The sequence below is a fragment of the Streptomyces fructofermentans genome (assembly GCF_014651055.1).
Classification (GTDB): domain Bacteria; phylum Actinomycetota; class Actinomycetes; order Streptomycetales; family Streptomycetaceae; genus Streptomyces; species Streptomyces fructofermentans.
In genome coordinates this window covers 15,757-39,976 of sequence record NZ_BMWD01000044.1, presented here as the reverse complement: position 1 = coordinate 39,976, position 24,220 = coordinate 15,757, and the positions used below count along the sequence as shown (strand labels likewise).

24 protein-coding genes are annotated in these 24,220 nt (G+C 74.0%); 10 read left to right on the top strand and 14 right to left on the bottom strand.

Going from position 1 to position 24,220, the window contains the following annotated elements; translation table 11 throughout:
• The first annotated feature begins 130 nt into the window (after positions 1-130).
• Together IE265_RS35820 and IE265_RS35815 are read left to right on the top strand one after the other, a co-directional pair.
• Positions 131-832, top strand: a complete 702-nt coding sequence (locus IE265_RS35820) for an SDR family oxidoreductase (RefSeq protein WP_190039959.1) — start codon at positions 131-133, stop codon at positions 830-832.
• Positions 833-937: 105 nt separating this feature from the next.
• Positions 938-1,507 (top strand): TetR/AcrR family transcriptional regulator, encoded by a 570-nt coding sequence (locus IE265_RS35815; protein ID WP_190039958.1) that lies wholly within the window; start codon positions 938-940, stop codon positions 1,505-1,507.
• A gap of 103 nt (positions 1,508-1,610) precedes the next feature.
• On the opposite strand, the gene IE265_RS35810 is transcribed toward IE265_RS35815, so the two are convergent.
• A complete protein-coding gene (locus IE265_RS35810; protein ID WP_190039957.1) occupies positions 1,611-2,306 on the bottom strand; it encodes an HAD family hydrolase in 696 nt (231 codons plus the stop codon).
• 369 nt (positions 2,307-2,675) lie between these two features.
• Entirely contained in the window at positions 2,676-3,149 is a 474-nt protein-coding gene (locus IE265_RS35805; protein WP_190039956.1) for an Lrp/AsnC family transcriptional regulator, read from the bottom strand.
• Positions 3,150-3,416: 267 nt separating this feature from the next.
• Here IE265_RS35805 and IE265_RS35800 point away from each other — a divergent pair, with 267 nt between their 5' ends.
• Positions 3,417-4,904, top strand: a complete 1,488-nt coding sequence (locus IE265_RS35800) for an FUSC family protein (protein WP_190039955.1) — start codon at positions 3,417-3,419, stop codon at positions 4,902-4,904.
• A gap of 490 nt (positions 4,905-5,394) precedes the next feature.
• The gene (locus tag IE265_RS35795) at positions 5,395-6,444 is read left to right on the top strand and encodes a lactonase family protein (protein WP_190039954.1); all 1,050 of its coding nucleotides are present in this window, start codon (positions 5,395-5,397) and stop codon (positions 6,442-6,444) included.
• 390 nt (positions 6,445-6,834) lie between these two features.
• On the opposite strand, the gene IE265_RS35790 is transcribed toward IE265_RS35795, so the two are convergent.
• The 4 genes from IE265_RS35790 to IE265_RS35775 all read right to left on the bottom strand — a co-directional run bounded on the left by IE265_RS35790 (position 6,835) and on the right by IE265_RS35775 (position 11,020).
• Positions 6,835-7,758, bottom strand: a complete 924-nt coding sequence (locus tag IE265_RS35790) for a sirohydrochlorin chelatase (protein WP_190039953.1) — start codon at positions 7,756-7,758, stop codon at positions 6,835-6,837.
• Between the two features lie 119 nt (positions 7,759-7,877).
• A complete protein-coding gene (locus tag IE265_RS35785; RefSeq protein ID WP_190039952.1) occupies positions 7,878-9,038 on the bottom strand; it encodes an N-acetylglucosamine kinase in 1,161 nt (386 codons plus the stop codon).
• Positions 9,035-9,712, bottom strand: a complete 678-nt coding sequence (locus tag IE265_RS35780) for a uracil-DNA glycosylase (RefSeq protein ID WP_190039951.1) — start codon at positions 9,710-9,712, stop codon at positions 9,035-9,037. Before IE265_RS35780 ends, IE265_RS35785 begins: the two co-directional genes overlap by 4 nt.
• A gap of 222 nt (positions 9,713-9,934) precedes the next feature.
• The gene (locus tag IE265_RS35775) at positions 9,935-11,020 is read right to left on the bottom strand and encodes a WD40/YVTN/BNR-like repeat-containing protein (protein WP_190039950.1); all 1,086 of its coding nucleotides are present in this window, start codon (positions 11,018-11,020) and stop codon (positions 9,935-9,937) included.
• Between the two features lie 204 nt (positions 11,021-11,224).
• Here IE265_RS35775 and IE265_RS35770 point away from each other — a divergent pair, with 204 nt between their 5' ends.
• Both IE265_RS35770 and IE265_RS35765 read left to right on the top strand, forming a co-directional pair.
• A complete protein-coding gene (locus tag IE265_RS35770) occupies positions 11,225-11,803 on the top strand; it encodes an Rv1733c family protein (protein ID WP_190039949.1) in 579 nt (192 codons plus the stop codon).
• Positions 11,804-12,080: 277 nt separating this feature from the next.
• Positions 12,081-12,827, top strand: a complete 747-nt coding sequence (locus IE265_RS35765; protein ID WP_190039948.1) for an SDR family oxidoreductase — start codon at positions 12,081-12,083, stop codon at positions 12,825-12,827.
• A 216-nt stretch (positions 12,828-13,043) separates the two neighbouring features.
• Here the strand turns inward: IE265_RS35765 and IE265_RS35760 are convergent, their stop codons facing one another.
• Complete coding sequence (locus tag IE265_RS35760; RefSeq protein ID WP_190039947.1) at positions 13,044-14,123, bottom strand: NADH:flavin oxidoreductase/NADH oxidase; 1,080 nt, start codon at positions 14,121-14,123, stop codon at positions 13,044-13,046.
• Positions 14,124-14,337: 214 nt separating this feature from the next.
• Here IE265_RS35760 and IE265_RS35755 point away from each other — a divergent pair, with 214 nt between their 5' ends.
• Entirely contained in the window at positions 14,338-14,697 is a 360-nt protein-coding gene (locus IE265_RS35755; RefSeq protein WP_190039946.1) for an ArsR/SmtB family transcription factor, read from the top strand.
• Between the two features lie 68 nt (positions 14,698-14,765).
• On the opposite strand, the gene IE265_RS35750 is transcribed toward IE265_RS35755, so the two are convergent.
• The gene (locus tag IE265_RS35750) at positions 14,766-16,112 is read right to left on the bottom strand and encodes an FAD-dependent oxidoreductase (RefSeq protein ID WP_190039945.1); all 1,347 of its coding nucleotides are present in this window, start codon (positions 16,110-16,112) and stop codon (positions 14,766-14,768) included.
• Positions 16,113-16,284: 172 nt separating this feature from the next.
• On the opposite strand from IE265_RS35750, the gene IE265_RS35745 reads away from it, so the two are divergent.
• The gene (locus IE265_RS35745) at positions 16,285-16,809 is read left to right on the top strand and encodes a DUF6214 family protein (RefSeq protein WP_229916928.1); all 525 of its coding nucleotides are present in this window, start codon (positions 16,285-16,287) and stop codon (positions 16,807-16,809) included.
• A 111-nt stretch (positions 16,810-16,920) separates the two neighbouring features.
• Here IE265_RS35745 and IE265_RS35740 read toward each other — a convergent pair whose 3' ends face one another.
• Positions 16,921-17,568 (bottom strand): DUF305 domain-containing protein, encoded by a 648-nt coding sequence (locus IE265_RS35740; RefSeq protein ID WP_229916927.1) that lies wholly within the window; start codon positions 17,566-17,568, stop codon positions 16,921-16,923.
• Positions 17,569-17,762: 194 nt separating this feature from the next.
• Between IE265_RS35740 and IE265_RS35735 the strand changes: the two genes are divergently transcribed.
• Positions 17,763-19,265 (top strand): LVIVD repeat-containing protein, encoded by a 1,503-nt coding sequence (locus IE265_RS35735; RefSeq protein WP_190039943.1) that lies wholly within the window; start codon positions 17,763-17,765, stop codon positions 19,263-19,265.
• On the opposite strand, the gene IE265_RS35730 is transcribed toward IE265_RS35735, so the two are convergent.
• Positions 19,253-19,948, bottom strand: a complete 696-nt coding sequence (locus tag IE265_RS35730) for a TetR/AcrR family transcriptional regulator (RefSeq protein WP_190039942.1) — start codon at positions 19,946-19,948, stop codon at positions 19,253-19,255. The genes IE265_RS35735 and IE265_RS35730 overlap by 13 nt on opposite strands.
• Positions 19,949-20,364: 416 nt before the next feature.
• Between IE265_RS35730 and IE265_RS35725 the strand changes: the two genes are divergently transcribed.
• On the top strand, positions 20,365-20,610 hold the full coding sequence (locus IE265_RS35725; protein WP_190039941.1) for a DUF2630 family protein: 246 nt from the start codon (positions 20,365-20,367) through the stop codon (positions 20,608-20,610).
• An 86-nt stretch (positions 20,611-20,696) separates the two neighbouring features.
• Here IE265_RS35725 and IE265_RS35720 read toward each other — a convergent pair whose 3' ends face one another.
• The 4 genes from IE265_RS35720 to IE265_RS35705 all read right to left on the bottom strand — a co-directional run bounded on the left by IE265_RS35720 (position 20,697) and on the right by IE265_RS35705 (position 24,035).
• The gene (locus IE265_RS35720) at positions 20,697-21,407 is read right to left on the bottom strand and encodes an HAD family hydrolase (RefSeq protein ID WP_190039940.1); all 711 of its coding nucleotides are present in this window, start codon (positions 21,405-21,407) and stop codon (positions 20,697-20,699) included.
• A gap of 263 nt (positions 21,408-21,670) precedes the next feature.
• Positions 21,671-22,357 (bottom strand): phosphatase PAP2 family protein, encoded by a 687-nt coding sequence (locus IE265_RS35715; RefSeq protein WP_190039939.1) that lies wholly within the window; start codon positions 22,355-22,357, stop codon positions 21,671-21,673.
• Between the two features lie 67 nt (positions 22,358-22,424).
• On the bottom strand, positions 22,425-23,357 hold the full coding sequence (locus IE265_RS35710) for a M56 family metallopeptidase (RefSeq protein ID WP_190039938.1): 933 nt from the start codon (positions 23,355-23,357) through the stop codon (positions 22,425-22,427).
• Positions 23,358-23,501: 144 nt separating this feature from the next.
• Entirely contained in the window at positions 23,502-24,035 is a 534-nt protein-coding gene (locus tag IE265_RS35705; protein WP_190039937.1) for a DUF5134 domain-containing protein, read from the bottom strand.
• Between the last annotated feature and the right edge of the window lie 185 nt (positions 24,036-24,220).

Here is a 24,220-nt window from a genome sequence, read left to right as displayed (position 1 = left end):
CCGCCGTATGACGGCGGGGCCGCTCGCGTTTCCGGGCCGCGCCCCGCCTTGCGTTGTGAAACCGATCGGTTTACCTTTTTTCCATGAGAGGAAACCGATCGGTTTCCACGTGATGGGTTCGGAGAGTGGCATGACCGCGATCGAAGGTTCCGTCGTCCTGGTGACCGGCGGCAGCAGGGGGATCGGCAAGGCGCTGGTGGAGGGCCTGTTCGAGCGGGGGGCGAAGAAGGTGTACGCCACGGCCCGCGACCCGCGGACGGTCACGCACCCCGGGGCTGTCCCGCTGGCCCTGGAGGTCACCGACCCCGAGTCCGTCGCCGCCGCCGCGGAGCGCGCCGGGGACGTCACGATCCTGATCAACAACGCGGGGGTCGCCGTGAACGCCTCCTTCCTGGAGGCTCCGGTGGACGACGTGCGCCGGGACTTCGAGACCAACTTCTACGGACCGCTCCTCACCGCACGGGCCTTCGTCCCGGTCATCGAGCGCAACGGCGGCGGCCACATCCTCAACGTCCACTCCGCGCTGTCGTGGATCGGCCTCGCCGGTTCGTACAGCGCCTCGAAGGCCGCCCTCTGGTCCCAGACCAACTCCCTGCGGCTCGACCTCAGGCCGCGGGGGATCGACGTCACCGGGCTGCACGTCGGCTATGTCGAGACGGACATGACGGCCGGTGTCGACGCCCCCAAGTCGTCACCCGCCGACGTGGCCGCGCAGGCCCTCGACGGAATCGAGACCGGGGCCTTCGAGGTGCTCGCGGACGAGGTGTCGCGGCAGGTCAAGTCCGGTCTCTCGGCCGAGCTGCCGGTGCTCTACCCGCAGCTCGCCGCCTAGGACGGGGATCGGGCCGTGGCCGTCGCGACGAGCACGCGGGTACCGCCGCCGCTTCGTGGACCGATCGGTTTCCAGGGGCGCTCCGGCGGCGGTAGCCTCGCCCCCATGACCAGTACGGACAAGGTGTCCACGAGAGACCGGCTGCTCGACGCGGCGACGGAGCTCTTCTACCGCGACGGGGTCTCCATCGGCGTCGAGGCGCTGTGCCGCGCCGCCGGGGTGTCCAAGCGCTCGATGTACCAGCTCTTCACGAGCAAGGACGAGGTGCTCGCGGCCAGTCTGGAGCTGCGCGCGCCCGAGTACTGGGAGCGCCTCGGTCCGGCTCCTGAGGACGGCCGGTCCGCCCGCGCCCGCGTACTGCACGTCTTCGAGCAGCTGGAGCTGGCCTCGGCCGAGGAGGGCTTCCGCGGCTGCCCGTACCTGTCCGCCCTGGTCGAGCTCAAGGACCCCGAGCACCCCGCCAGCGTCGTCGCGCTGCGGGTCAAGGGCGCGCTGACCGAGGCGTTCCGCGAGGAGGCCCGGCGGGGCGGGGCCGGCGATCCCGAACTCCTGGCCCGGCAGCTCACCCTCGTCTTCGACGGAGCGAGCGCCAGGGCCGGCGCGGGCGCGGAGACCCTGGCGGGGCTGGCCACGACGACGGCCGCCGCGCTGCTCGACGCGGCGGGCGTGACGTGAGCGGTGACGTCGCTCGAGCGGGTGACCTCGGCCGTGTGGCGCGCCGGACCTGACGCGGGCGGCGGGACGGGTGCGGCGCGCCCGGCGGTGCGCGGGCGGTGGCTCAGGCCGGGCGCACGGCTCCCGCGAGCCAGTCGTACGCAGCCCTGGCGCTGAACTCGGCCTGCCCGCCGCGTACCAGAAGGGCCGCCGTCGCGAAGGCGCTGTCGCCGGCCTGCGACGGGAGGTACGGGACGGCGAGGCAGCGCATCCCGGCGGCATGTGCCGCCTGGGCGCCGGGGGCCGCGTCCTCCACGACCAGGCACTCCGCCGGAACCGCTCCCAGTCGCCGGGCGGCCTCCAGGAAGACGTCCGGGGCGGGCTTCCCGTGCGCGACCTCCTCCGCCGAGACGACCGTCAGCAGGTACGCGTCCAGGCCGGTGCCCGCGAGGACGGCCCGGACGGCCTCGCGGGAGGAGCCCGAGGCCACCGCCATCGGCACGCCGTCCGCGGCGAGCAGCTCCACGAACGCCCGCATCTGCGGGTAGACGCGGGTCGACGCGCGGGCCAGCTCCAGGTAGCGGCGGTTCTTGTCCGCCAGGAGCACGTCGAGCGGGGCGTCCAGGTCGTACCGCTCCTTCCAGAGCACGAGCGTCTCCCGGGTGCTGATGCCCACGTAGCGCTCGTGGTCGGCCCAGGTGAAGTCCGTGACGCCGTGCTCGGCGAGGGTCTGCCTCCCCGCCTCGAAGTAGTTCGGCTCGCTGTCCACGAGTGTTCCGTCGAGATCGAAGATGACCGAGAGGCCGCCGGGGATGCTCATGCGTCCAGGATGCCAAGGGCCACCTCGGGGCGGCCGGGCCGGGTCCCGGGGCCGACCGCCCGACCGTCGGCGCGTGCGCCGGTCGCGGTCCGCACCCCGGGCCCCGGTTCCGCGGACGCCGACCGCGGTGCCGTGCCCCGCGGATCACCGTCCCGACCGGGCGCGGGTCGGTGCCGGGTGCCGCGGATCACCGCCACCCCGTGCGTCGAGCACCGCCCCGGCCTGAGCGGATCAGTGCCCGGAGCGGGCGGCGACCCACCGTCCCGAGCGGGTGCCGCTCACCGCCCCGAGCGTGCGGCGAACCGCCCGGAGCGTGCGGCGAACCGCCCGGAGCGTGCGCCGATCCGGCACGGGCGCCGCCCGTGCCGGTCAGCGTGCCGCGCGTCCGACCGCCTCCACGAGGGGCAGGACCCGCTGGGGCACCCGTTCGCGCAGAGCGACCTCGGTCCGGGTGCGGACCACGCCCGGCAGGCTGATGAGGATCTGGATCACGTCCTCCAGATGCCCGTTGTCCCGCGCGACGACCCGCGTCAGCAGATCTCCGCCGCCGGTGATCGAGAACGCCTCGATGATCTCCGGAACCGCGGCCAGCGCGTCCCCCACGTCGTCGAGGTGCCCCTGGGTCACCTCGATGTGGACGAACGCGAGCACCGGATGACCCAGCGCGGCGGGCGACACCGACGGACCGGTACCGGTGATCACTCCGTCGCGCTCCAGCCGGTCCAGGCGTGCCTGGAGCGTGCCGCGGGCGACGCCGAGGATGCGGGCGTACTCCCGCACGCTGGTGCGCGGCTGCTCCAGCAGCAGCCGCAGGATGCGGGTGTCGAGCTCGTCCACCGCCATGGTCCGTTGGCCTCTCCGTGGTCCTGCCTGATGCGCCACGACTGTACCAATGGCCCACCTTGTCACGCGCCTGTTGAGCCACTGCCCTCCGATTGCTTACCGTGTGGGTATTCATGGCGCCGCGCAGCGTCGGACGGCAAGGAAGCCGGACCGGACCCGCGGCGCCTTTCCCATGCCCCGAGGGCCGCGCCCGGACGTCCTGTCCGCGCGCACGCCGCGGGCGGGGGTCGACACGGAGACGGGGGCGGGCTGCCGACGGTGAGGAAGATGTTCATGGCACCGGATCCGGGCCTGGTACGGCTGCGGATCTCGCTGCGGGCCGTGCTCGGCATCGGGCTCGCGGTCGCCGCGTCGGAGCTGGCCGGACTCTCGCTGTCCGCGTCGATCACGGCCGGTCTGGCCGCGCTCCTCGCGCTGTTCACGGTCGGCGATCCGACCGTGCGGGGCCAGGCGGTCACCACCGCCCTGCTGCCCGTAGCGGGCTTCCCGGTGCTGGCCCTCGCGGCCACCCTGCACACGGTCCCCACGGCGCGCGACGCGACCTGGCTCGCCGTGGTCCTCGGCGGGGTGTACGCCCGCCGCTGGGGTCCCCGCGGCCACGCGCTCGGCATCTTCGCCTTCATGACCTTCTTCATCACCCAGTTCCTGCACGCGGTACCGGCGCAGCTCCCGGAGCTGTACACCGCGATGGCCCTGGCCCTGGCGGCCTCCTCGGCGGTGCGCTTCGGCGCGTGGTGCGTCGAGCGGCGCCTGCCCGTTCCGGCCGTGCCCGCGGTGCCGGGCGGACGCGGACTCTCCCGGGTCACCACCCGGCAGGCCTTCCAGACGACCGCGGCCTGCGCCTTCGCGATGGCCGCGGGCCAGGTGCTGTCGCACGAGCGCTGGTACTGGGCCGTCGGCACCGCATGGTGGATCTTCGTCAACACGTCCTCGCGGGGCGAGACCCTCGTCCGCGGCTTCCGTCGGGTGCTGGGCACCCTCACGGGCATCGCGGCGGGCATGCTGATCGCCGTACCGCTGCACGGCGCCCCGGCGCCCACCGCGGTCATCGTGGCCGTCTGCGTCTGGGGGATCTTCTACACCGCGCCGCTGTCCTACAGCTGGATGATGTTCTTCGTGACCGTCATGGCGGGCCTCCTGTACGGCCTGCTGGGTGTCCTGCACCCCGGTCTGCTCGTACTGCGCCTCGCGGAGACCGGGGTCGGCGCGCTCGGCGCGGTGCTCGCCGTCGCGCTGGTCCTGCCCGTCACCACGCACGCCGTCACCGACCGCTGGGTCGGCCAGGCCGTGCGCTCCGTGCACGGCTGCACCGCGGCGGCCGCCCGCCGCCTCGCCGGGGACCCCGACGCCGATCCGGCCCCACTGGCCGCCGAGCTGGAGGCCCTGCTCGGGCGGGTGCGCTTCTCCCTCGCACCGCTCGTCCATCCGCTGAACCCGATGCGGGCCCGCAAGGAACGGGCCCGCCAAGTGCTCGCCCTCCTCGACGACTGCGCCCGTGAGGCGCGCGGCCTCGCCGCGGTGGCCGCCGATCCCGACGCCTCGCACGACGCCCGTCTCACGGCCGCCTGCGGGCGTGTCGAAACGGCGGTGGAGGTGCTGGTCGGAGCGGTGCCCGAACGCGCCGTGACGGCCGGTGAGGGCGTGCCGGGACACCACCCCGGCGCCGAGCAGGCACTGGCCCACCTGCACGGCCTGGAGCGCGCGCTCGCCGCCCTGGCCGCACCGCTGCGCGCCTCGGCGGCCGTCGGCGCCTGACCGCCACCCGCGGGCCGCGGGTGGACACCCTGTCGACCGGGCGCCGGACATGCCGTGCGAGCCGGTGGGGCCGTGCGAGCCGGTGGGGCCGCGCACCCGCTGTGGCCGCACTCATGCGTGTGGCCCGGCGATGCGTGTGGCCCGGCGATGCGGACGGCGCGGCGATGCGGACGGCCGGGCGGGTGACGGGAGCGCGTCGGGCCGCTGCCTCTCCGCACTGTCTGCCCGACGCACCGCAGGCCCGTCGTCTCCGTGCGGACCGGTCCGGACCCGGGTCGTGCCGCTCCGTCGAACGCCACGCCGGTGCGCCGGAGGACGTACGGGCGTCGTCCGGACACGGTCCCGTCCGTGCGCACGGCCCCCGACCCGCGATCGGCCCCTCGGGGCACGGCCGAAGCACCCGTTTGGTCTAGGCCATTGACTGCTACCGTCGCCCAGGACATCCCGGAACCGACCCGGTACGGGGCACGGCACCCGAGAGGGGACGGCAGTGGCAGACGGCGGCGGACGGCGACGACGCGCGTACATCGGCTCGTTCACGGCGGCGGGAGGCCTCGGTGTCCTCACCGCGGCGGTGGACGAGGAGAGCGGCGCCCTCACGCCGCTGAGCGCCGTGAACAGCGTCGCCGACCCCTCGTACCTCGCCCTGTCGCCCGACGGCGACATGCTCTACGCGGTCAGCGAGACGGCGCAGGGCGCGGTCGCCGCGTACCGGCTGAAGGGCGACGAACCCTCCCTGGTCGGCCCACTGGTCCCGGTCGGCGGCGGGCCCACCCACCTCAGCCTCTTCGACGGGCACGTCCTGACGGCCGACTACGGCTCCGGCGGCGTCACCGCCGTGCCCGTCCGCCACGACGGGAGCCTCGCCCCCGCCTCGGATGTGCTCCGCCACGAGGGCTCGGGGCCGCACGCGCAGCGCCAGCAGAGACCGCACGCCCACCACGTACGCCCCGATCCGAGCCGCCGGTGGGCGGTGAGCGTCGACCTGGGCACGGACTCCGTAAGGGTCTGCGCACTGCGGGACGGCACCCTCTCCCTGCACCGGGAGATCGCGCTGCGCCCCGGTTCGGGACCGCGCCACCTGGCGTTCCACGCGGACGGCGCCGCCGCGTACGTCGTCAACGAACTCTCCCCGACCGTCACCACCTGCCACTGGGACGCCGTCCGGGGCGTGCTGCGGCCGGTCGCCGAGACGTCCGTCCTCGCCGACCCGCCGGCGGGCGACGCGTACCCCTCCGGCATCGTCGCCTCGCCCGACGGCCGGTACGTGTGGACCGCGACGCGGGGCCCGGACGTCCTCTCCGTGCTCGTCCCCGGCACGGCGGGGCAGGGCCTGCGGCTCGTCGCCACGGTGCCGTGCGGCGGTGCCTGGCCGCGCGCCCTGGCCCTCGACCCGACCGGCCGGTTCCTGTACGTGGCGAACGAGCGCTCGGGCGACGTCACCTGGTTCACGGTGGACCCGGGGACGGGCGTCCCGGTGCGCGGCGGCTCGATGAAGGCGCCGGCCGCGTCCTGCGTGGTGCTCGGCCCCGGCGACTGAGCGCGGGCGCGTACGGGCGGACAGGCGCGTACGGGCCGGACGGGCGCGGTACGGGTGCCGGTGGCGCCGAACGGCGCCCACGGGCGCGGCCAGGGGCCCGCAAGGCACCCTCGCGGGCCCCTGACCAGGCCCTACAGGCCGCGCCGGGCGTCGGCGGGCGTCGGCGGGCGTCGGCGGGCACCGAGAAGGGACGCCGCTGGACGCCGGCGGGCACCGGGCAGGTCGCATGCGGGCGCGTCCGGCAGCCATCCCCGCAGGGCCTGGCAGGGACGAGTTGACCCCGGCGGGCACCCGCAGGCCGCGGCGGACGCGCGCGTCAACCCCGAAGGGCCCGGCTCCTGGTTCAGGAGCGGGCCCTTCGGGGTTCGTGCGTGTGCGGGACCGGGGGAACTAGTGGGCCGGAGCGCCCTGCGGCTGCGGCGGCGCGATGCCGAGCGCGGCCGTGTACTTCGCGAGCGCCAGCTTGCCGATGGCCGGGTACGGGCCCAGCGCCTCGGCGGCCGCGCAGCCCGCCTCCTTCGCGGCGGCGTCGAGCAGCCCGGCGTCCAGCTCGGGGCCGATCAGGTACGGCGCGAGCGCGAGCTGCTGCGATCCGGAGCCGCGCAGCTGCTCGGCGATGGCGGCGATCGAGCCCTCTTCGTCCAGTGCCGCGGCCATCACCGGCACGGCGAGCCGCGCGGCGAGGAGCATGCCGGTGATCCCGGCCGCCTGCACGGCCTCGCTGCCGCCCACGGACGCCAGGATGATGCCGTCCGCGGCGGTGGCCACGGTGAAGAGCCGGGCGCGGTCGGCGCGCGCCAGACCCGCCTCGGAAAGGCGTACGTGCAGGGCCTCGGCGAGCAGCGGGTGCGGACCGAGCACGTCGGTCAGGTCGGCCGCGACGCGGCTGTCCATGACGGCCTGGCGGACCCGGCGCAGCAGCGCGCTGTCCGGTCCGGCGAGCAGGGGCACGACGACGGCCACGGGCCCGTCGGGCTCCGTGACGTCGGATCCGGCGGCGCGGGCCTGCTCGAAGCGGTCGGCGCGTTCCGTGGAGGCGTGCGCGAGAACGGACTGCAGCGTGGGGAACTCGGAGTCGTCCCCGTCCAGGTACCCGATGCGGGCATCGAGGCCGGGAAGCTCGGAGCGCGCGATGCTCACGACTTCCTCGGCGAGACTGCGGGTGGCGGCGCTGGGCGTGCCCGGCACCGCGAGGACGAGCGCGGGCGCGCCCTCGGGAGCCGCCAGCGGTTCCGGTCGGCGGTGCCGGCCGGGCTGGCGGGGTCGCGGCATTCGTACAGGCAGGCCGGACGCGGGCCCAGTGGGGGAGCTCATGGCGCCGCATGTTACTGGCTTCCGGTGCTCCCCTGTTCGGGGAGGGTGCAGGTGAGCGGTATCCGTCCTGTTTTGTCTGATGAGTTACGTACGGTTTGATCTACTCGGCCGTCCGTGGATCAAGCCGGACGGTCCCGCGGGTGGACGTTTGGGCTGCTCGGCGGGCGGGCAGGCGTGACGGCCTCACCGTCCGTCATGTCCGTGGTGTTCGAGGGACCGTCGACGGGTCCGCTGTCCGTGATGCCCTTGTTGTCGGGGGTGTTCGCCGAGTCGCGCGAGTCCGACACGACATGGAGCAGGGCGGGGTCCCGGGGCAGCGCCAGGTGGTCTTCGGCCAGGTCGGCGGCCATGCGCACGGCGCCGGTGAGCGGGTCGCCCGCGGCCGGGACACGCCGTACGTGCGGCAGGCGGTCCGTCAGGGCCGCCCGCAGTGGCACGAGAAGCGGCTCGCCCATGCCGAACAGCCCGCCCGTGAGCGCGAGACGGACCTCGCCGGGTGCGGCGTCCGCCCCGGAGGGGCAGACCGCGGCGGCGGAGTCGGCGATGTGCCCCGCCGCGGTGGCCAGGATTCCCGCCGCCACCGGGTCGTGGGCCGCGCAGGCGGCCACCTCGGGCGCGAAGGACGCGAGTACGGCCGGGCGGTCGGTCCGCGGATAGAGCTGCCCGGGCAACGCCGTGACCGGGCCGAACAGTTCCTCGGCACGGGCCAGCAGCGGGAGCGAGCCCCCGGGCCGCCCGTCGTGGGCCCGCAGCGCGGCGTCGAGGCCCGCCCGCCCGATCCACGCCCCGCCGCCGTGGTCGCCGAGCAGGTGCCCCCAGCCGTCCGCCCTGCGCCAGCTCCGCAGGTCCGTACCGATCGCGATCATCCCGGTGCCCGCCGCGACGATCGCGCCCGCCCGCTGACCCAGGGCGCCCTGGTACGCCGTGACCGCGTCGGCGGCCAGGGCGAGCTTCCGTACGCCCAGGTCGCGGGCGAGCGCCGACGGCAGTTCGGCCCGCAGCGCGTCGCCCAGCGTGCCGAACCCGGCCGCCCCGACGGCGACCGCCCGCAGGCTGCCGACCCCGGCCCCGGCCATGAGCCGGCGGGCCATCGGCACCAGTTGACCCAGGAGGTGCCCGGCGTCGATGCCGCGCGGACCGGTGCGCACGGGCTCCGCGGACGTCAGCGGAGCCGTGACCCGGCCACCGTCCACGGCCAGGGCCACTCGCAGCCCGGATCCTCCGGAGTCCACCCCCAGAACGCCCGGCCGGCCGCCCTTCCGGGCGCCCGGAGAGGTCACGGGAGCCGCCAGTCCACGGGGTCACCGCCCTGTTCGACCAGTAGTTCGTTGGCCCGGCTGAACGGGCGCGAACCGAAGAAGCCGCGGTCGGCCGACATCGGAGACGGGTGCGCCGACTCCACCGCCGGCAGGCTGCCGAGCAGCGGCCGCAGGTTCCGGGCGTCGCGCCCCCACAGGATGGACACCAGGGGCCGTCCGCGCGCGGCCAGGGCCCGTATCGCCTGTTCGGTGACCGCCTCCCAGCCCTTGCCGCGGTGTCCGGCCGTTTTGCGCGGAGCCGTGGTGAGCGCCTTGTTGAGCAGCAGCACGCCCTGCCGGGTCCAGGGCGTCAGGTCGCCGTTGGTCGGCGGGGGCAGGCTCAGGTCGGTGTGCAGTTCCCGGTAGATGTTGATGAGACTGCCGGGCAGCGGCCGCACGTCGGGTGCGACCGAGAACGACAGCCCCACGGCGTGTCCCGGGGTCGGATAGGGGTCCTGGCCGACGATGAGGACCCGGACGTCGTCGAAGGGCTGCTGGAAGGCTCGGAGGACGTTCGGTCCCGCCGGTAGATAGGTGCGTCCCGCGGCGATCTCCGCGCGCAGGAAGTCCCCCATCTCGGCGATGCGTCCGGCCACCGGTTCAAGGGCCTTGGCCCAGCCGGGTTCGACGATCTCGTGCAACGGTCGTGGTGCCACGGCGTCACCCTACTGCCGTACGCGCGACGGCGATCAACCGGTGGTCCCCGTACGGGCCGAACCGGTATGTCCCCTCGCGGACAGGGGCGTTGGGGCGTCGAGGGCGGCCGCTGCCGGACCGGGCGCCCCGACTCGGCAGCGCGGGGCGGTCGGATCGGGTGCCCGGGCTCCGGCGCGCGGCGGACCGTCGCACGACGGGGGCCGGTCCGCCCGTGGCGGGGCTCAAGCGATCACCGCCGCGCGGACGCAGAGGACGTCGGGCAGATGCGAGGCCAACTGCTCCCAGTGGTCGCCGTCGTCGGCCGACGCGAACACCTCGCCGTTGCGGTTGCCGAAGTACACGCCCGCGGGGTCCGCGTCGTCCGTGCACAGGGCGTCGCGCAGGACCGTGCCGTAGTGGTCCTCCTGCGGCAGCCCCTCGGTCAGCGGCCGCCAGCTCCTGCCGGCGTCGTCGGTGCGGAAGACGCGACATCGCCGGTCGGCCGGGACCCGGTCCGAGTCCGCGTTGATCGGGAACACGTAGGCGGTGTCCCCGCGATGGGGATGGGCCGCCACGGCGAACCCGAAGGTGGACGGCAGGCCCTCGCCGATGTCCGTCCAGTGGCCGCCCGCGTCGTCGCTGCGGTACACGCCCCAGTGGTTCTGGAGGTAGAGGCGGTCCGGTGTCGCCGCGTCCTGCGCGATCTTGTGCACGCACTGCCCGAACTCCGGGTTCGGATCGGGCAGGAAGACCGCGGAGACACCCGAGTTGGAGGGCTCCCAGCTCTCGCCGCCGTCCTTCGTGCGGAAGACGCCCGCCGTGGAGACGGCGACCGTCACGGCGCGCGGATCGCGGGCGTCGGTGAGGATGGTGTGCATGCCCTCCCCGCCGCCGCCGGGCACCCACTTGGAGCGCGTGGGGTGCTCCCACAGGGGGCGGACCAGCTCGAAGGTCTCGCCCCGGTCCGCCGAGCGGTAGAGCGCGGCGGGTTCGGTGCCCGCGTAGATGACGTCCGGTTCGGCGGCGGCCGGGTGCAGCTGCCAGACGCGCTCCAGTGAAGCCCCGGTGTCCTTGGGGAACTTGACGGCGGCCCTGGCCGGCTCGGTCCAGGTGCGGCCCAGGTCGTCGGAGTGGAACACGGACGGTCCCCAGTGGGCGCTGTCGCCGCCCACCAGGAGCCGGGGGACGTCGGTGCGGGTGTCGATCGCGATCGAGTACACCGCCTGCGCGTTGAAGTAGGGAGTCTCGTCGAACTCCCAGGAGCCGCCGCGCCTCCGCCCGACGAACAGACCCTTGCGTGTACCTACGGTGAGTAGTACCTCGGCCATGCCGACCACCTCCGGACGTCGCTGTCTCAGACAACGGCCAGTCTGCACCTTGCCACTGACAGTAACCCTTCCGAGCGGCTCCGGCGCAGGTCAGGAGCGTTTCGCGAGGGCGCGGGCAGATGTGCGGCACGTCTCCTGAGCAACCCGGCGGCCGCTCCCGTATGGGACGTCACCGGGTGTGCTCGTGACGAGGAGGGGCCTGCGATGGCGGGAGTACCGGCAGTACGTGGTCCGAGGGCGTTGCTGTGGCGGTGGTGGCCCAACCCCCTCCGCCGCCGCAGCGACAAGGTGGAGGCCTGGACCCTGCTCGCCACCTGGGCCGTCACCCTGCTCGCGGGCGTGCTCGCCGGAGCGGCCACCGCGCAGTCCGTCGAGCGCAGCCTCGCCCGGGAGCGGGCGGAGTGGCGTGCGGTGCCCGCCCGGTTGATCGAGCGCGCGCCCGGTTCGGCCGCGGGCTCCGAACGGGTGTGGGCGAAGGTGCGGTGGACCGCGGCCGACGGGGTGGCCCACGAGGGCCAGACCCGGGTGGAGCCCGGCAGCGCGGCCGGCACCCCGGTCACGGTGTGGACGGACCTCGAGGGACTGCAGGTCACCAGGCCCGCGACGAAGGCGCAGGCGAGCCTCCGGGCCTCGCTGGTCGGGATGCTGATCGGGGTGAGCGCGGCGGCCGTGCCCCTCGCGGGCGGACGCCTCCTGCGCGGACGGCTGGAGCAACTGCGGCTCGACGCCTGGGACGCGGAGTGGGAGCGGGTCGGCCCGCAGTGGGGGTGGAAGACGGGCTGAACCCTCGGGCGCCGGACCGCCCGCCCGGACCGACCCGACCATGCGGACCGCCCGGACCGACCCGACCGCCCAGGCCACCCGGGACGTCCCGACCACCCCGGCGCCCGGACCGCCCCGGCGCCCGGACCACCTGGGACGTCCGGACCCGTCCGGACGGTCCCGTGACGGCCGCGTGCCGCGGCCCCGTTGTCACACTTTCCGGCCCTGTCCGGTCCATCAGGACAGTGGGTCCGAAGGGTTCGGACGGAAGCCAGGACATGACCGGAAGGTTTGCACCATGAGGATCGTAGTGATCGGCGGTACGGGGCTCATCGGGTCGAAGGTGGTCGCGAGGCTGAAGGCGGACGGCCACGAGGCGGTCGCGGCGTCACCGAACACCGGTGTCGACACCATCACCGGCGAGGGCCTGGACGACGTCCTGAAGGGGGCCTCGGTCGTCGTCGACGTGTCCAACTCGCCGTCCTTCGAGGCCGACGCGGTGATGGAGTTCTTCCAGGCGTCCACGACCAACCTCCTGGCCGCCGAGGCCGCCGCGGGCGTCGGCCACCACGTCGCGCTGTCGGTCGTCGGCACCGAGCGGCTGCCCGAGTCCGGCTACTTCCGTGCCAAGGTCGCGCAGGAGGAGCTGATCAAGGGCTCGGGAGCGCCCTACACGCTCGTCCACGCGACGCAGTTCTTCGAGTTCGTGAAGGGCATCGCCGCCTCGGCCACCGACGGCGACACGGTCCGGCTGCCCTCCGCGCTGATCAAGCCCCTCGCCGCGGACGACGTCGCCGACGCGGTCGCCGGCGCGGCGGTCGCGGCGCCGCTGAACGGCATGACGGAGGTGGCCGGCCCCGAGGAGTTCCCCCTCGACGAGCTGGTACGGATCGGCCTCAAGGCCGACGGGGACCCGCGAGAGGTCGTCACGGACGAGTCCGCGGGCTACTTCGGAGCGCCGCTCCAGGAGCGCTCGCTGCTCCCCGGACCGGACGCCCACCTGTCCACGACCCGGTACGCGGACTGGCTCACCGCCGGGCGGTGAGGCCCCGCGGGACCGGGTCCGCACTCCGGACCCGGTCCGACTCCTGGACGGGGCCCGGACCCAACCCCCGACCGGGTCCGGGCCCGTTCCCGACCGCGCCCCGCGCCCCGCGCCCGGACCGCACCCCGGTGCCGGTCCCGGCCGAACCCCGCCCGGTCTCCGACGGAGGCCGGGCCGGTGCGGGGCAGGGCGGGTCGCCGGGCCGGACGGTCCGGACTAGACGGACCGGTGGTACTGGTCCGGCACGTGGACGTCGCCTCCGAGTTCGCGTGCCGAGTGCCGGGCCCATGAGGGGTTGCGCAGCAGTTCCCGGCCGAGCAGCACGGCGTCGGCCTCACCGTTGGCGAGGATCTTCTCGGCCTGTTCGGCGTCGGTGATGAGACCGACCGCGGCCACGGCCATCGGCGTCTCGTTCCTGACCCGCGCGGCGAACGGGACCTGGTAGCCGGGCCCCACGGGAATGCGCACACCGGCCGCGTTGCCGCCGGTCGACACGTCGAGCAGGTCCACGCCGTGCTCGCTCAGCTCGGCGGCGAAACGGACCGTGTCGTCCGCCGTCCAGCCGTTCTCCTCCAGCCAGTCGGTGGCCGAGATGCGGAAGAACAGCGGCTTGTCCTCGGGCCACACCTCGCGCACGGCGTCCACGACTTCGAGGGCGAGGCGCACCCGGTTCTCGTAGGAGCCGCCGTACTCGTCGGTGCGGCGGTTCGAGTGCGGGGAGAGGAACTGCCCGATGAGGTAGCCGTGCGCGCCGTGGACCTCGGCGATCTCGAAGCCGGCGGCCAGCGCACGCCGCGCGGCGTCGGCGAAGCGGCCGACGACCTCCCGGATGTCCTCGGACGTCAGCTCGGTCGGTACGGGGTGGCCCTCGTCGAAGGCGAGCGGGCTCGGTCCGAGCGGCTGCCAGCCGTGCGCCTCGGGTCCGACCGGGCCGCCGCCCTTCCAGGGGCGGTCGGTGGAGCCCTTGCGGCCGCTGTGCGCGAGCTGGATCGCGGGCACGGTGCCCTGATCCTTGAGGAAGCCCGTGATCCGCCGGAACGCCTCGGTCTGGGTGTCGTTCCAGATGCCGAGGTCGTACGGGGAGATCCGCCCCTCGGGGGCGACCGCGGTGGCCTCGACGACGATCAGGCCCGTGCCGCCGGCGGCACGGGCCGCGTAGTGGGCGAAGTGCCAGTCGTTCGGGGCGCCCGCGTCGGGGCCGTCCGGCGCGGCCGAGTACTGGCACATCGGTGCCATCCAGACCCGGTTGGGCACGGTCAGGTCGCGAAGCTCGTAGGGCTCGAAGAGCGCGCTCACGGCGGACTCCATTCGTTGCGGGGCCGTATGGGCAGGGTGGGCCGGACGGGACAGGGCCGGTGGGCACGGGACGCGTCGGAACCGACGGAACCGAAGCACCGGACCGCTTCACGACTCGTACGATAAGCATCGTACTACGGTGAATGTCAAACTACGAAGACCCTCGTACAATGGTCTCCCCGGAGCCCTCCGGGACCGATGGACTGGAGCCGCCGTGACGACCGAAGCCGCGAACAGCAGCACCCGTGTCCTCCCGCACCCGGAGCCTTCGGAGATCCGCCTGGAGGCCGTGCTGCACGCGCTCTCCGACCCGCTGCGGCTCCAGGTCGTGCGTGAGCTCGCAGCCGACGGGCACGAGCTGTCCTGTTCGCACTTCGACCTGCCCGTGACCAAGTCCACGACCACGCACCACTTCCGGGTGCTGCGCGAGGCCGGGGTGATCCGGCAGATCTACCGGGGCACGGCCAAGATGAACGTCCTGCGCGGCGACGACCTGGGCGACTTGTTCCCGGGGCTCCTGGACAGTGTCCTCGCGGCCGCCGCCCGCCAGGCCGCCCGCCTCGGCACCGGCTGAACGCGGGAACTGGCGGGCCGCCGGGACGGCGACCGCCGCCGGTCGCGCGAAGCGGCCGGAGTCGCCGCCTATGCGCCGTCCCGGGCCGCCCTCATCAGGGAGGGCCAGTCCGGGAGCTTGACCACACGCCGGCCCAGCGAGGCGCCGAGCGCGGCCTCGGCCCGTTCGATCGCCTGCCAGCCGGCCCACTCGACGGGCCGGAGCCCCGACGCGCGCAGGGCGGTCAGCGGGTCGCCCGGCAGCGCGCGCCGCGCGAGCGCCGGGGCGTCCGCCAGCAGGGAGGCCACCGTCTCCTTCGCGCACGGGCGGTTGGTGCCGATGACGCCGGTCGGGCCGCGCTTGATCCAGCCGGCCACGTACTCGCCCGGCGCCACCGAACCGTCCCGCAGGACCCGGCCCGCCAGATGGGGCACGGTCGCCTGCTCCTCGTCGAAGGGCAGCCCCTCCAGCGGTACGCCCCGGTATCCGACCGAGCGCAGCACCAACTGCGCCTCGATGTCCTCGTACCGGCCCGTGCCCGTGACACCGCCGCGCCCGTCCGGGAGGGTCCGCTCGAAGCGCACCGCGCCCACGCGCCCCCCGTCGGCGAGCAGTTCGGTGGGCCGGAGGAAGAAGCGGAGGCTGATGCGCCGGGACCCGCCGGCCGGGGGCCGCTCCGCCCAGCCGCGCAGCACCTCCACGTTGCGGCGCTGCGCCGCGGGCAGCGACGACGGGTCGGCGTACGCCGGATCGAGCGCCAACTCCGCCGGATCCACCTCGATCCGGGTGTCCGGCAGGGTGCCCAGTTCCCGCAGCTCCTTGGTGGTGAAGCGGGCCTGGGAGGGGCCGCGGCGCCCGACCATCGTGATCGCACGCACCCGGCTGTCGGCGAGCGCGGCGAGCGCCGCCTGGGGCATGTCGGTGGGGCTCAGCTCGGCCACGCCGCGCGCGAGTATCCGGGTGACGTCGACCGCCACGTTGCCCACGCCGATGACGACCGCCGCCCGTGTGCCCCGTACGAATCCGTCCGCGGCGGCGTCCGGGTGCGCGCTGTACCAGGACACGAACTCGGTGGCCGACCAACTGCCCGGCAGGTCCTCGCCCGGCACCCCGAGATGGCGGTCGGTGGCGGCGCCCACGCAGTACACGACGGCGTGGTACAGCTCCTGGAGGCGGGCGGCGGGCAGCCCGTCCGTGCCGACGAGGACATCGCCCAGGAAGCGGACGCGCTCGTGCTCCAGGACCGTACGCAGAGTCCCCTGGAGCGACTTGATCTTCTCGTGGTCGGGTGCCACGCCGTAGCGCACCAGACCGTACGGGCACGGCAGCCGGTCCAGGACGTCCACCCGGACGCCGGGCACCCGGTCCTGCTGGACGAGCCCCTGTGCGGTGTACACCCCACTCGGCCCGGAGCCGACGACGGCGACCTGCAGCACGGCTGTGCCCCTTCCCCGAGGAGAACGAGGAGATCCGCTGGCGCCTCCAGCATCGCACCGCACCGCCCGCCCGGGGAGGGTCCGCGCGGGGTGTGCGCCGACGGGGTGCCCCTCGGAGGCCGCGTCGCGTCGCTGTGCGCGATGAATGTGATGATGCGGTTACGTTGCGTATGTGCTGGAAACATCCTTCCTTAATCTTTCTGATCGCGACGGTCCGGACGCGGCCGTGGCCGTGTGGCCCGCCTGGGAAGTGCGGGAGCGGGACGCCGTCACGACGTGGTGCAACGTCCGGCTCTCGTTCGACGACGGCGCCCGTGTGGACCTGCTCGCCGTGGTGTGCGACGGATGCGTCTCCGTCGAGGACGTACGCGCCCGGCCCGCGCTCTCGCTCGACGACGTCGCCGTCCTGCCGGACTGGATCGAGGGGCCGCTCCTGGAGGCCTGCGCGGGACCGGCGGCTCCGGGCGCCGACGCCGGCGACGGCACCTCGGACAAGCGTCACGCGCGACCCGAGCGGCCACGGGGTGTCGAGGGGCTGCGGTTCGTCGCGGGGGAGTACCTGGCGGCCCGCGAGGCCGGGCGGGACGCGGTGCTCGCGGTGATGGCCGTGACCGGCCACAGCCGCCGTCGCTCCCTCCGGCTCATCGCCGGGGCCCGGGACGCGGGATTCCTGACCGCGCGTCACGTCCGTCGCTGAGGACGACGACGCGTCCGGTGCCGGTGCGCGAGCGCAGGCACCGGCGCGGGTCGGCGTGCGGGTCCTCGGCAGCATGGCGGGGGCGGCGAAGCGCGTCCCGCCCGTGCCGCGTCAGGACATGTCGCGCATCCTGCTGATCTCGGTGGTCTGCTGCGCGATCACGTCGTCGGCCATCTCGCCGATCTGGATGTTGTTGCCCTCGGAGAGCGCGTCCACGGCCATGGTGATCGCCCCGTCGTGATGGGTGATCATCAGCTTCAGGAACAACTCGTCGAAGTCCTTCCCCTCGGCCGCCCGCAGCTCCTTCATCTGCGCCGCGCCGGCCATCCCCGGCATCGCGGCGTGGTCGTGCCGGTCGCCCTTCGCGTCGCCGCCGTGGTTCTTCAACCAGGCCTTCATCGTGTCGATCTCCGGCCCCTGCGCGGCCGCGATGCGCTCGGCGAGCCGCTTCACCCTGCCCGACTCGGCCCGGTCCGGGACGAGTTCGGTCATCTCCAGGGCCTGGCCGTGATGCTTGATCATCATGCGCGCGTAGGCGAGGTCCGCCGAGTTGGGGGTGTCGTCGTCACGCTGCTCGGCGGCCTGCTCCGCCGAGAGGGTCTCCGCGGCCTCGCCCGGTTTGCCCGGAGCGATCACCGAAGGCCCGCTGCCCGAGGCGGACTTGGGGTCGTCGTCCGAGCCCGTGCAGCCACCGAGAGCGAGGACGGCGGCCGTCACGGACGCCGTGATCAGACGGCGGGACGTACGGCGAGCGAGCACAGTGACCTCCTGTGGCACCTGAAGCGGCTGACACCTTGTGAGTGTTGATGACCGTAGTAACACGCTTCCGAGCATCAGTGATCGGAAACATTCATTACAAGTGCGTTGCCGTCTGTTGATCTGTGCATGATGAAGACGATACTGCGGTGGTACCTGAAACCGTTCAACTGCGAACGGCTACAAGGGAGGACGCAGTGACCCTGTTGAACAACCACCGAACGCGGCGCAGACGTCTGGGAGTCGCCGCCACAGCGGCGGGACTCCTGGCGGCCCTGCTCACGGCCGGACCGGCGGTCGCGACCCCCGACCCCGGGGACGTACCGGCCACAGCGGAGAAGGTCTCCAGGAGTGAGGCCGCCGAAGCCAGAGCCGCCATCGCGAGCGGCGAGATACCCGGGCAGGACGAGATCGTCCACTCGGAGAACATCGAGCACCTCGCGAACATCCCCAAGGACGCTCTGCCGGGCACCAATTCGGACCTCGCCTTCCAGGGCAAGTACGCCTTCGCCGGCAACTACGACGGCTTCCGCATCTTCGACATCAGCAACCCGAGGGCCCCGAAGACGGTCTCCCAGGTGCTCTGCCCGGGCTCGCAGAACGACATCACCGTCTCCGGCGACCTGCTCTTCCTCTCCACCGACTCCTCGCGCAGCGACAACTCCTGCAGCAGCACCACGCAGCCCGCGACCGAGAAGTCCTCCTGGGAGGGCATGAAGGTCTTCGACATCAGCGACAAGAAGAACCCGAAGTACGTCGCTGCCGTCGAGACCGCCTGCGGCTCGCACACGCACACGCTGGTCCCGGAGCGCAGGAACGTCTACGTGTACGTCTCCTCGTACTCGCCGAACGCCGCGTTCCCCGACTGCCAGCCGCCGCACGACGGCATCTCGGTCATCAAGGTGCCGCGCAAGGCGCCGGAGAAGGCCGCGATCGTCAACTTCCCCGTGCTGTTCCCCGGTGAGGGACCGGACGGCGGCGGCAACCCGGGCGGGCCCACCAACCCGGGCGTCTCCAAGACCACCGGCTGCCACGACATCACCGTGCTGCCCTCCAAGGACCTCGCGGCGGGCGCCTGCATGGGCGACGGCATCCTGTTCTCCATCAAGGACCCGGAGAACCCGAAGGTCATCGACCAGGTCCAGGACAACGTGAACTTCGCGTTCTGGCACTCGGCGAGCTTCAACCAGAAGGCCAACAAGGTCGTCTTCACCGACGAACTGGGCGGCGGCGGAGCGGCCACCTGCAACGCGACCGTCGGTCCGAACCGCGGTGCCGACGGCATCTACGACATCGTCGGCAAGGGCGACAGGCGCAAGCTCGTCTTCAAGAGCTACTACAAGATCCCCCGCCACCAGGCGGACACCGAGAACTGTGTCGCCCACAACGGCTCGCTGATCCCGGTCAAGGGCAAGGACATCATGGTCCAGGCCTGGTACCAGGGCGGCATCTCCGTCTGGGACTTCACGAACTCCGCGAAGCCGAAGGAGATCGCGTACTTCGAGCGCGGCCCGGTGAGCACCGACACGCTCCAGGTCGGCGGCTCGTGGTCGGCGTACTACTACAACGGCTACATCTACTCCAACGACATCGCCAAGGGCTTCGACGTCCTGAAGATCAACGACCGCCGTACCGACCCCGCGAAGTGGAACCGCCTGCGCGAGCTGAACGTGCAGACGCAGCCGGACTACTTCGACTGACCGGCGGCATCCGGCTCACGGTCCTGCTCGCGGCCCTCGGGCGCGAAGAACCGTGAGACGTCCTCGTGGAACGTCCCGTCGGGCGCCTGTGCGTCCGGCGGGGCACCGCGTTCCCAGTCGAGGCGGTAGCGCCGGAACAGCTCGGCGCGCAGGGTGAGCAGCGGCATCGGGGCCCCGGGCACGAGCGCCGCGTACATCGAGCCCATCAGGAGCGCGCGCAGCATCGGATAGTCGGCCGCGGTGTCGGGCGAGCCGTAGCGGGCCACGGTGTCCCCGAGCAGTTCCGCGAGCCGCCGCTGCTCGGCGCACTGCACGAACCCCTCGGCCTGGAGGATGCCCGCCATGTGCTGGCGCATCAGCACCGGGTGGTCCCGGGCGAGGCCCAGAACGGCGTCTATGGCCCGCGCCATTCGCTCCCGGCCGTCTTCGGTGCGCGGCTCGCGTTCCAGCGCCTCCTCCAGCGTGCGGTGCATCAGCCGGTGCACGGCCGACTGGACGAGCTGCCGCTTGCCCGGGAAGTAGTACGAGACGAGTCCGCGGGCGGAGCCCGCGCGGTCCGCGATGTCGCCGAGCGTCGTGGCCTCGTAGCCGCGCTCGCCGACCACCTCCACGGCGGCCTGGAGGAGCCTCTCGCGGGAACGCCGGCGCAACTCTTCATTGACCGCGGCGCTGCGAGGGGACATCCTGTACTCCTGCGTTGACTGGCTGTCAGCCAACTATACTCAGCGCTTCCGGCGAGCCCCCGGCAAGGGGTGCCCGCCGGGATGCCGTCCGCCCGGGGCGACGCGGGGGATCGTCCCGGGCGGACGGCGAGTGAAGACGCGTTTCACAGGCGCGCCCCCGTCACCGCCCGAGCCCGCACGCACCGTCGTCGCGGGCTCGCTTCGCTCCCCGCCCCGCCCGGTGCGCCGGCGAGGCCGCCCGGACGCGGGACGGCCTCCAACCCGCTGGACGCGCCGCCGCTGTGCCGGGTCGGCCCCGCGGCTCCCCGGGAGGCTGCCGGGGCCGGGCCCGACAGGCCCGTGCCGCCACCGCGCCGCGTCGCAGAGCCGCCGTCCGCTCCTTACAGTGGAGGCGAGTGCCGAGGAGGCGTACGCACATGGATCAAGAGCAGATCCTGGCCCGGATCACGACGATGGTCGACGACGAGCGCAGGCTCCGCGAGGCGCTCGCGGCCGGGCAGATCGACGGTGCGACCGAGCACGAGCGGCTCGGGCAGCTCGAACGCGATCTCGACCAGTGCTGGGACCTGCTGCGCCAGCGGCGGGCGAAGTCGGAGTTCGGCGAGAACCCGGACGACGCGCACGTACGTCCGTCGTCGCAGGTCGAGGGCTACCAGGCCTGATCCCCGCCGTCACCGCCCGCCACGGCGGCGCACCCCGCCGTGGCGGGCGCCCGGCGGGACGGGGGAGCGCTGCGGGGCGCCGGACGTCACGGCACGACCGGCGGTCGGCCCACCATGTCCAGTACCGGCAGCAGCCCGCCGGGCCGTTCGGCCACCGGCAGGTGGTCCACGAAGTGCACGGCGCAGCCCAGGGCCGCCGCGCCGCCGTCCGCCCGCCGGTCGTCGCCGACCATCAGCGTCTCGCGGGGATCGGCGCCCAGGGCGTCGCAGGCGGTCGCGAACAGCCGCGGGTCCGGCTTCTGGATGCCGTACACGTACGACATGACGTACGTGTCGATGTACGGGTCCAGGCCGTGGTGCCGGAACACCGGACGCAGGTCCCAGCCGATGTTGCTCACCACGCCGACGGCCACCCCGCGCCCGCGCAGTCCGTCCAGCACGCCGATCGCGTCCGGGTAGGGGTGCCAGGCGGCCGGCTCCATGTGTCGGTCGTACAGCGCGTCGTGCAGCGCCGGGTCGGGCAGGTCCACGCTGCGGGAGGCGCCGGTGAACGCGGCCCTGTGCAGTTCGGCGGTGCGGTCGCGCTCGGCCCACACACCGGCCACCTCCTCGGGCGGCGGCCCCGACGGAGAGGCGCCGCCGGGCAGCGCGCCCGCCGCCTCCAGCGCCCCGGCGGTCCGGATCAGCTCCGGTTCGGGCAGTGTCGTGCCGGCCGCGGTGAGCACGGCCCGCAGCCAGGACTCGGCGGACTCGACGCGGAAGAGGGTCCCGGAGAAGTCGAACAGCACGGCAGCCATGCGCTGGACCCTACCGGCGGGCCTGTCCACCCGAGGGGGCGCTCCGGGGCACACCCGGCGCACGCGGCGGCGGCGTGGGGCCCGCCGGCGGCGATTCGCGCTGTGCCGCTGGTGCGGGCCGCCGGTCCGGTGCCGCGGTGCGGCGGCCGGTCCGGTACCGGTGGTGCGGCCGGTCCGGTACCGGTGGTGCGGCCGGTTCGGTACCGGTGGTGCGGCCGGTTCGGTGCCGGTGGTGCGGGCGGCCGGTACCGGTGGTGCGGGCGCTACCGGAGTTCGCCCGGGCCCCGGAACCTGTCGTACGAGGCGATCGCCAGGGCCACGACCAGCGCTCCCAGGAGCCAGCCGCCGAGCACGTCGGTCGGCCAGTGCACCCCCAGCCAGATCCTGGTGGCACCCACTCCGAGGACGGAGACCGCGGCCACGGCCGCCGCCGCGCGCCACAGCGTGCGGCCGGCTCCGTACAGGCGCAGCAGCCAGAGCACCAGCCCGCACACCACCGTGGCGGTCATGGCGTGTCCCGACGGGTAGGCCGCGTAGTGGGCCGAGTCCACCGGGTCCGGCCAGACCGGGCGTTCGCGGCCGACCGCGGCCTTCAGGCCCTGCTGGAGCAGCGCGCTCAGCAGGCAGGTGGCCGCCAGCCACAGCGCGAGCCACCACGCGGAATGGCGCAGCACCAGCCAGAGCACCGCGGCGGTGCACAGGGCGCGCATCGTCCACGGGTCCCAGACCCAGTCCGTGAGGACGCGGAACGCCTGCGTCAGTTCCGGGTCGTCCACGGCCCACCGGTGCGTCGTACGGGCGATGTCGCCGTCGAGGACCATGAGCGGATGCCAGGACACCGCGACCAGGACGAGCAGCAGGACGGACGGCAGGGCGAGCGCGGCCGCCACGCGCAGGGCTGTTCCGGAGCCCGATGCGTGCGGCGGAGCGACGACGGATGGCGAGTGCATGGGGTCGATCCTCGCCGACCGGCGGCGCCGGAGGCGAACACGCGCGGCTCCTGGCGGTTCGGGGCGGCTAGCCGAGGGCGCGCAGTCCGGGGACGAACGCCACGAGGACGGGGACCACGGGCACCAGGGCCGCCGCCGCCGTGAGCCGCAGCCGGCGGCCCGCCGTCAGCCGGTCCGGGGGAGTGAGCAACCGCTGGACGCGCTGCGGTACATGGGCCTGAGGGGTGGGGCTGGGCCCGAACACGCCCCGGTCCTCGTTGAGTTCGACCAGCGCCAGCGCGGTCGTCAGCCGGCCGAAGCGGCGTGAGGCCATGTCGTCCGCGGCGAGTTCGACGAGGCGGTGCATCTCGTCGCGGAACGCGGCGAACACCGGGATCTGCGGAAAGCCCGTGGCCAGCGCGGCCGAGGAGTGCAGCAGCCAGTCGTGGCGGGCCTGCGCGTGCCCCTGCTCATGGGCGAGCACCGCGTCGAGCCGGCGGCCCTCGAGTCGGCGCAACGCGGCCGTGGTGAGCACGAGTCGGGGTGTGGCCCCGGGGAGCCACCATGCGTCGGGGCGCTCGCCCTCAAGGACGACGAGTCGATCGCTGCTGGGCTCCTCGCCCGGCAACAGCGGTGCGCGCAGGAGGAGTTCGGCCCGACTCCGGCGGCGCCGCGCGGCGGACCCGGCGATCTCGCGGACCAGCATCGCCGCGCTCCACGCGCCGCCGAGGGCGAGCGCCACCGCGATCGTCGCGGCCCAGGAGCCCCCGGTGAGTGCGTACGCCTCCACGACGTCGCGCGGGGCGGGGGCGAAGACGCGGCCGCGGACCGCCTGCCAGGCGGCTGCCGCACTCAGCGTCATGGACAGGGCGAAGCACAGCAGTACGGCCGCCACCACGCACTGCCACACCCACAGCGCGACCACCGGCTCACGGTCCTGCCAGTCCGTCCGCGCGAGGAGCCGCGGAGCGAGGACGGCGGCCAGGGCGCCGAGCAGCAGCAGTGCCGCGGGGACCATCATGGGTGCAGCCTATGAGCGGGGTGCCGTCCGCGGATACGGCCCGCCGCGGCAAAGTGACGCAGACCACGGGCCGTTGAGCCGCTCCGGGCGCGGGAGGGCGGGACCCGGGCGGCCGGGACGCTTCAGGCGCTCCGCTTCGGACGGTCAGACGCCGAGGAGCATCGCGAGCATGCCGATGCCCATCGACAGGCGGCACGCGCGGGCCAGTTCCAGCCGGTCGCCCCAGCCGACGGCGGCGGCACCTCCCGGCCTGCCGGCCGCGGTGACCGGTATCAGCCGGCTGCCGGTCCACAGCACGTAGCCGGTGAAGTACACGAGCAGCACTCCGGTCAGCACGGGAACCCCCGTGTGCCCCCCGCGGGCCATCACCAGCGCCATGTAGGCCATCGCGCACGCGCCCACGAGGTGGTGCAGATGGTGGCCGCCGGTCCGCGCACCCCACAGGGCGCGCAGCGCGGCCGCGCCGAACACGGCGGTGTGGACGGCCCAGGCCCAGCGGGGCGGGGTCACCACCGCGGCGGGCACGGCCATCACGGCCATGCCGAACCCCATCAGCGCCTCGCCGCCCGCCGTGCGGCGCTGCTCCTCGACGGCGCTGCGCATCCGCAGCAGGCAGTAGGCCCCGGTCGCCGCGCACAGCGCGACGAGCAGCCAGCCGGACGACCCCGCTCCGTGCACCGCGTACCTCCCCGCTCGCCGGTGTCGGACTGTCCGGTCGAAGAGATGCCCCGGCCGGTCGGTGCGCAAGCGAGCGCAAGGGAGTACACGGGGAGCGTGCGGGGGGTGCACCCGGACACGGAAGCAGGTGGTCCGCCCGGGGACGGGAGGCGGGAGGCGGGGGCGGCCGGTGATCGGGAGGCGGG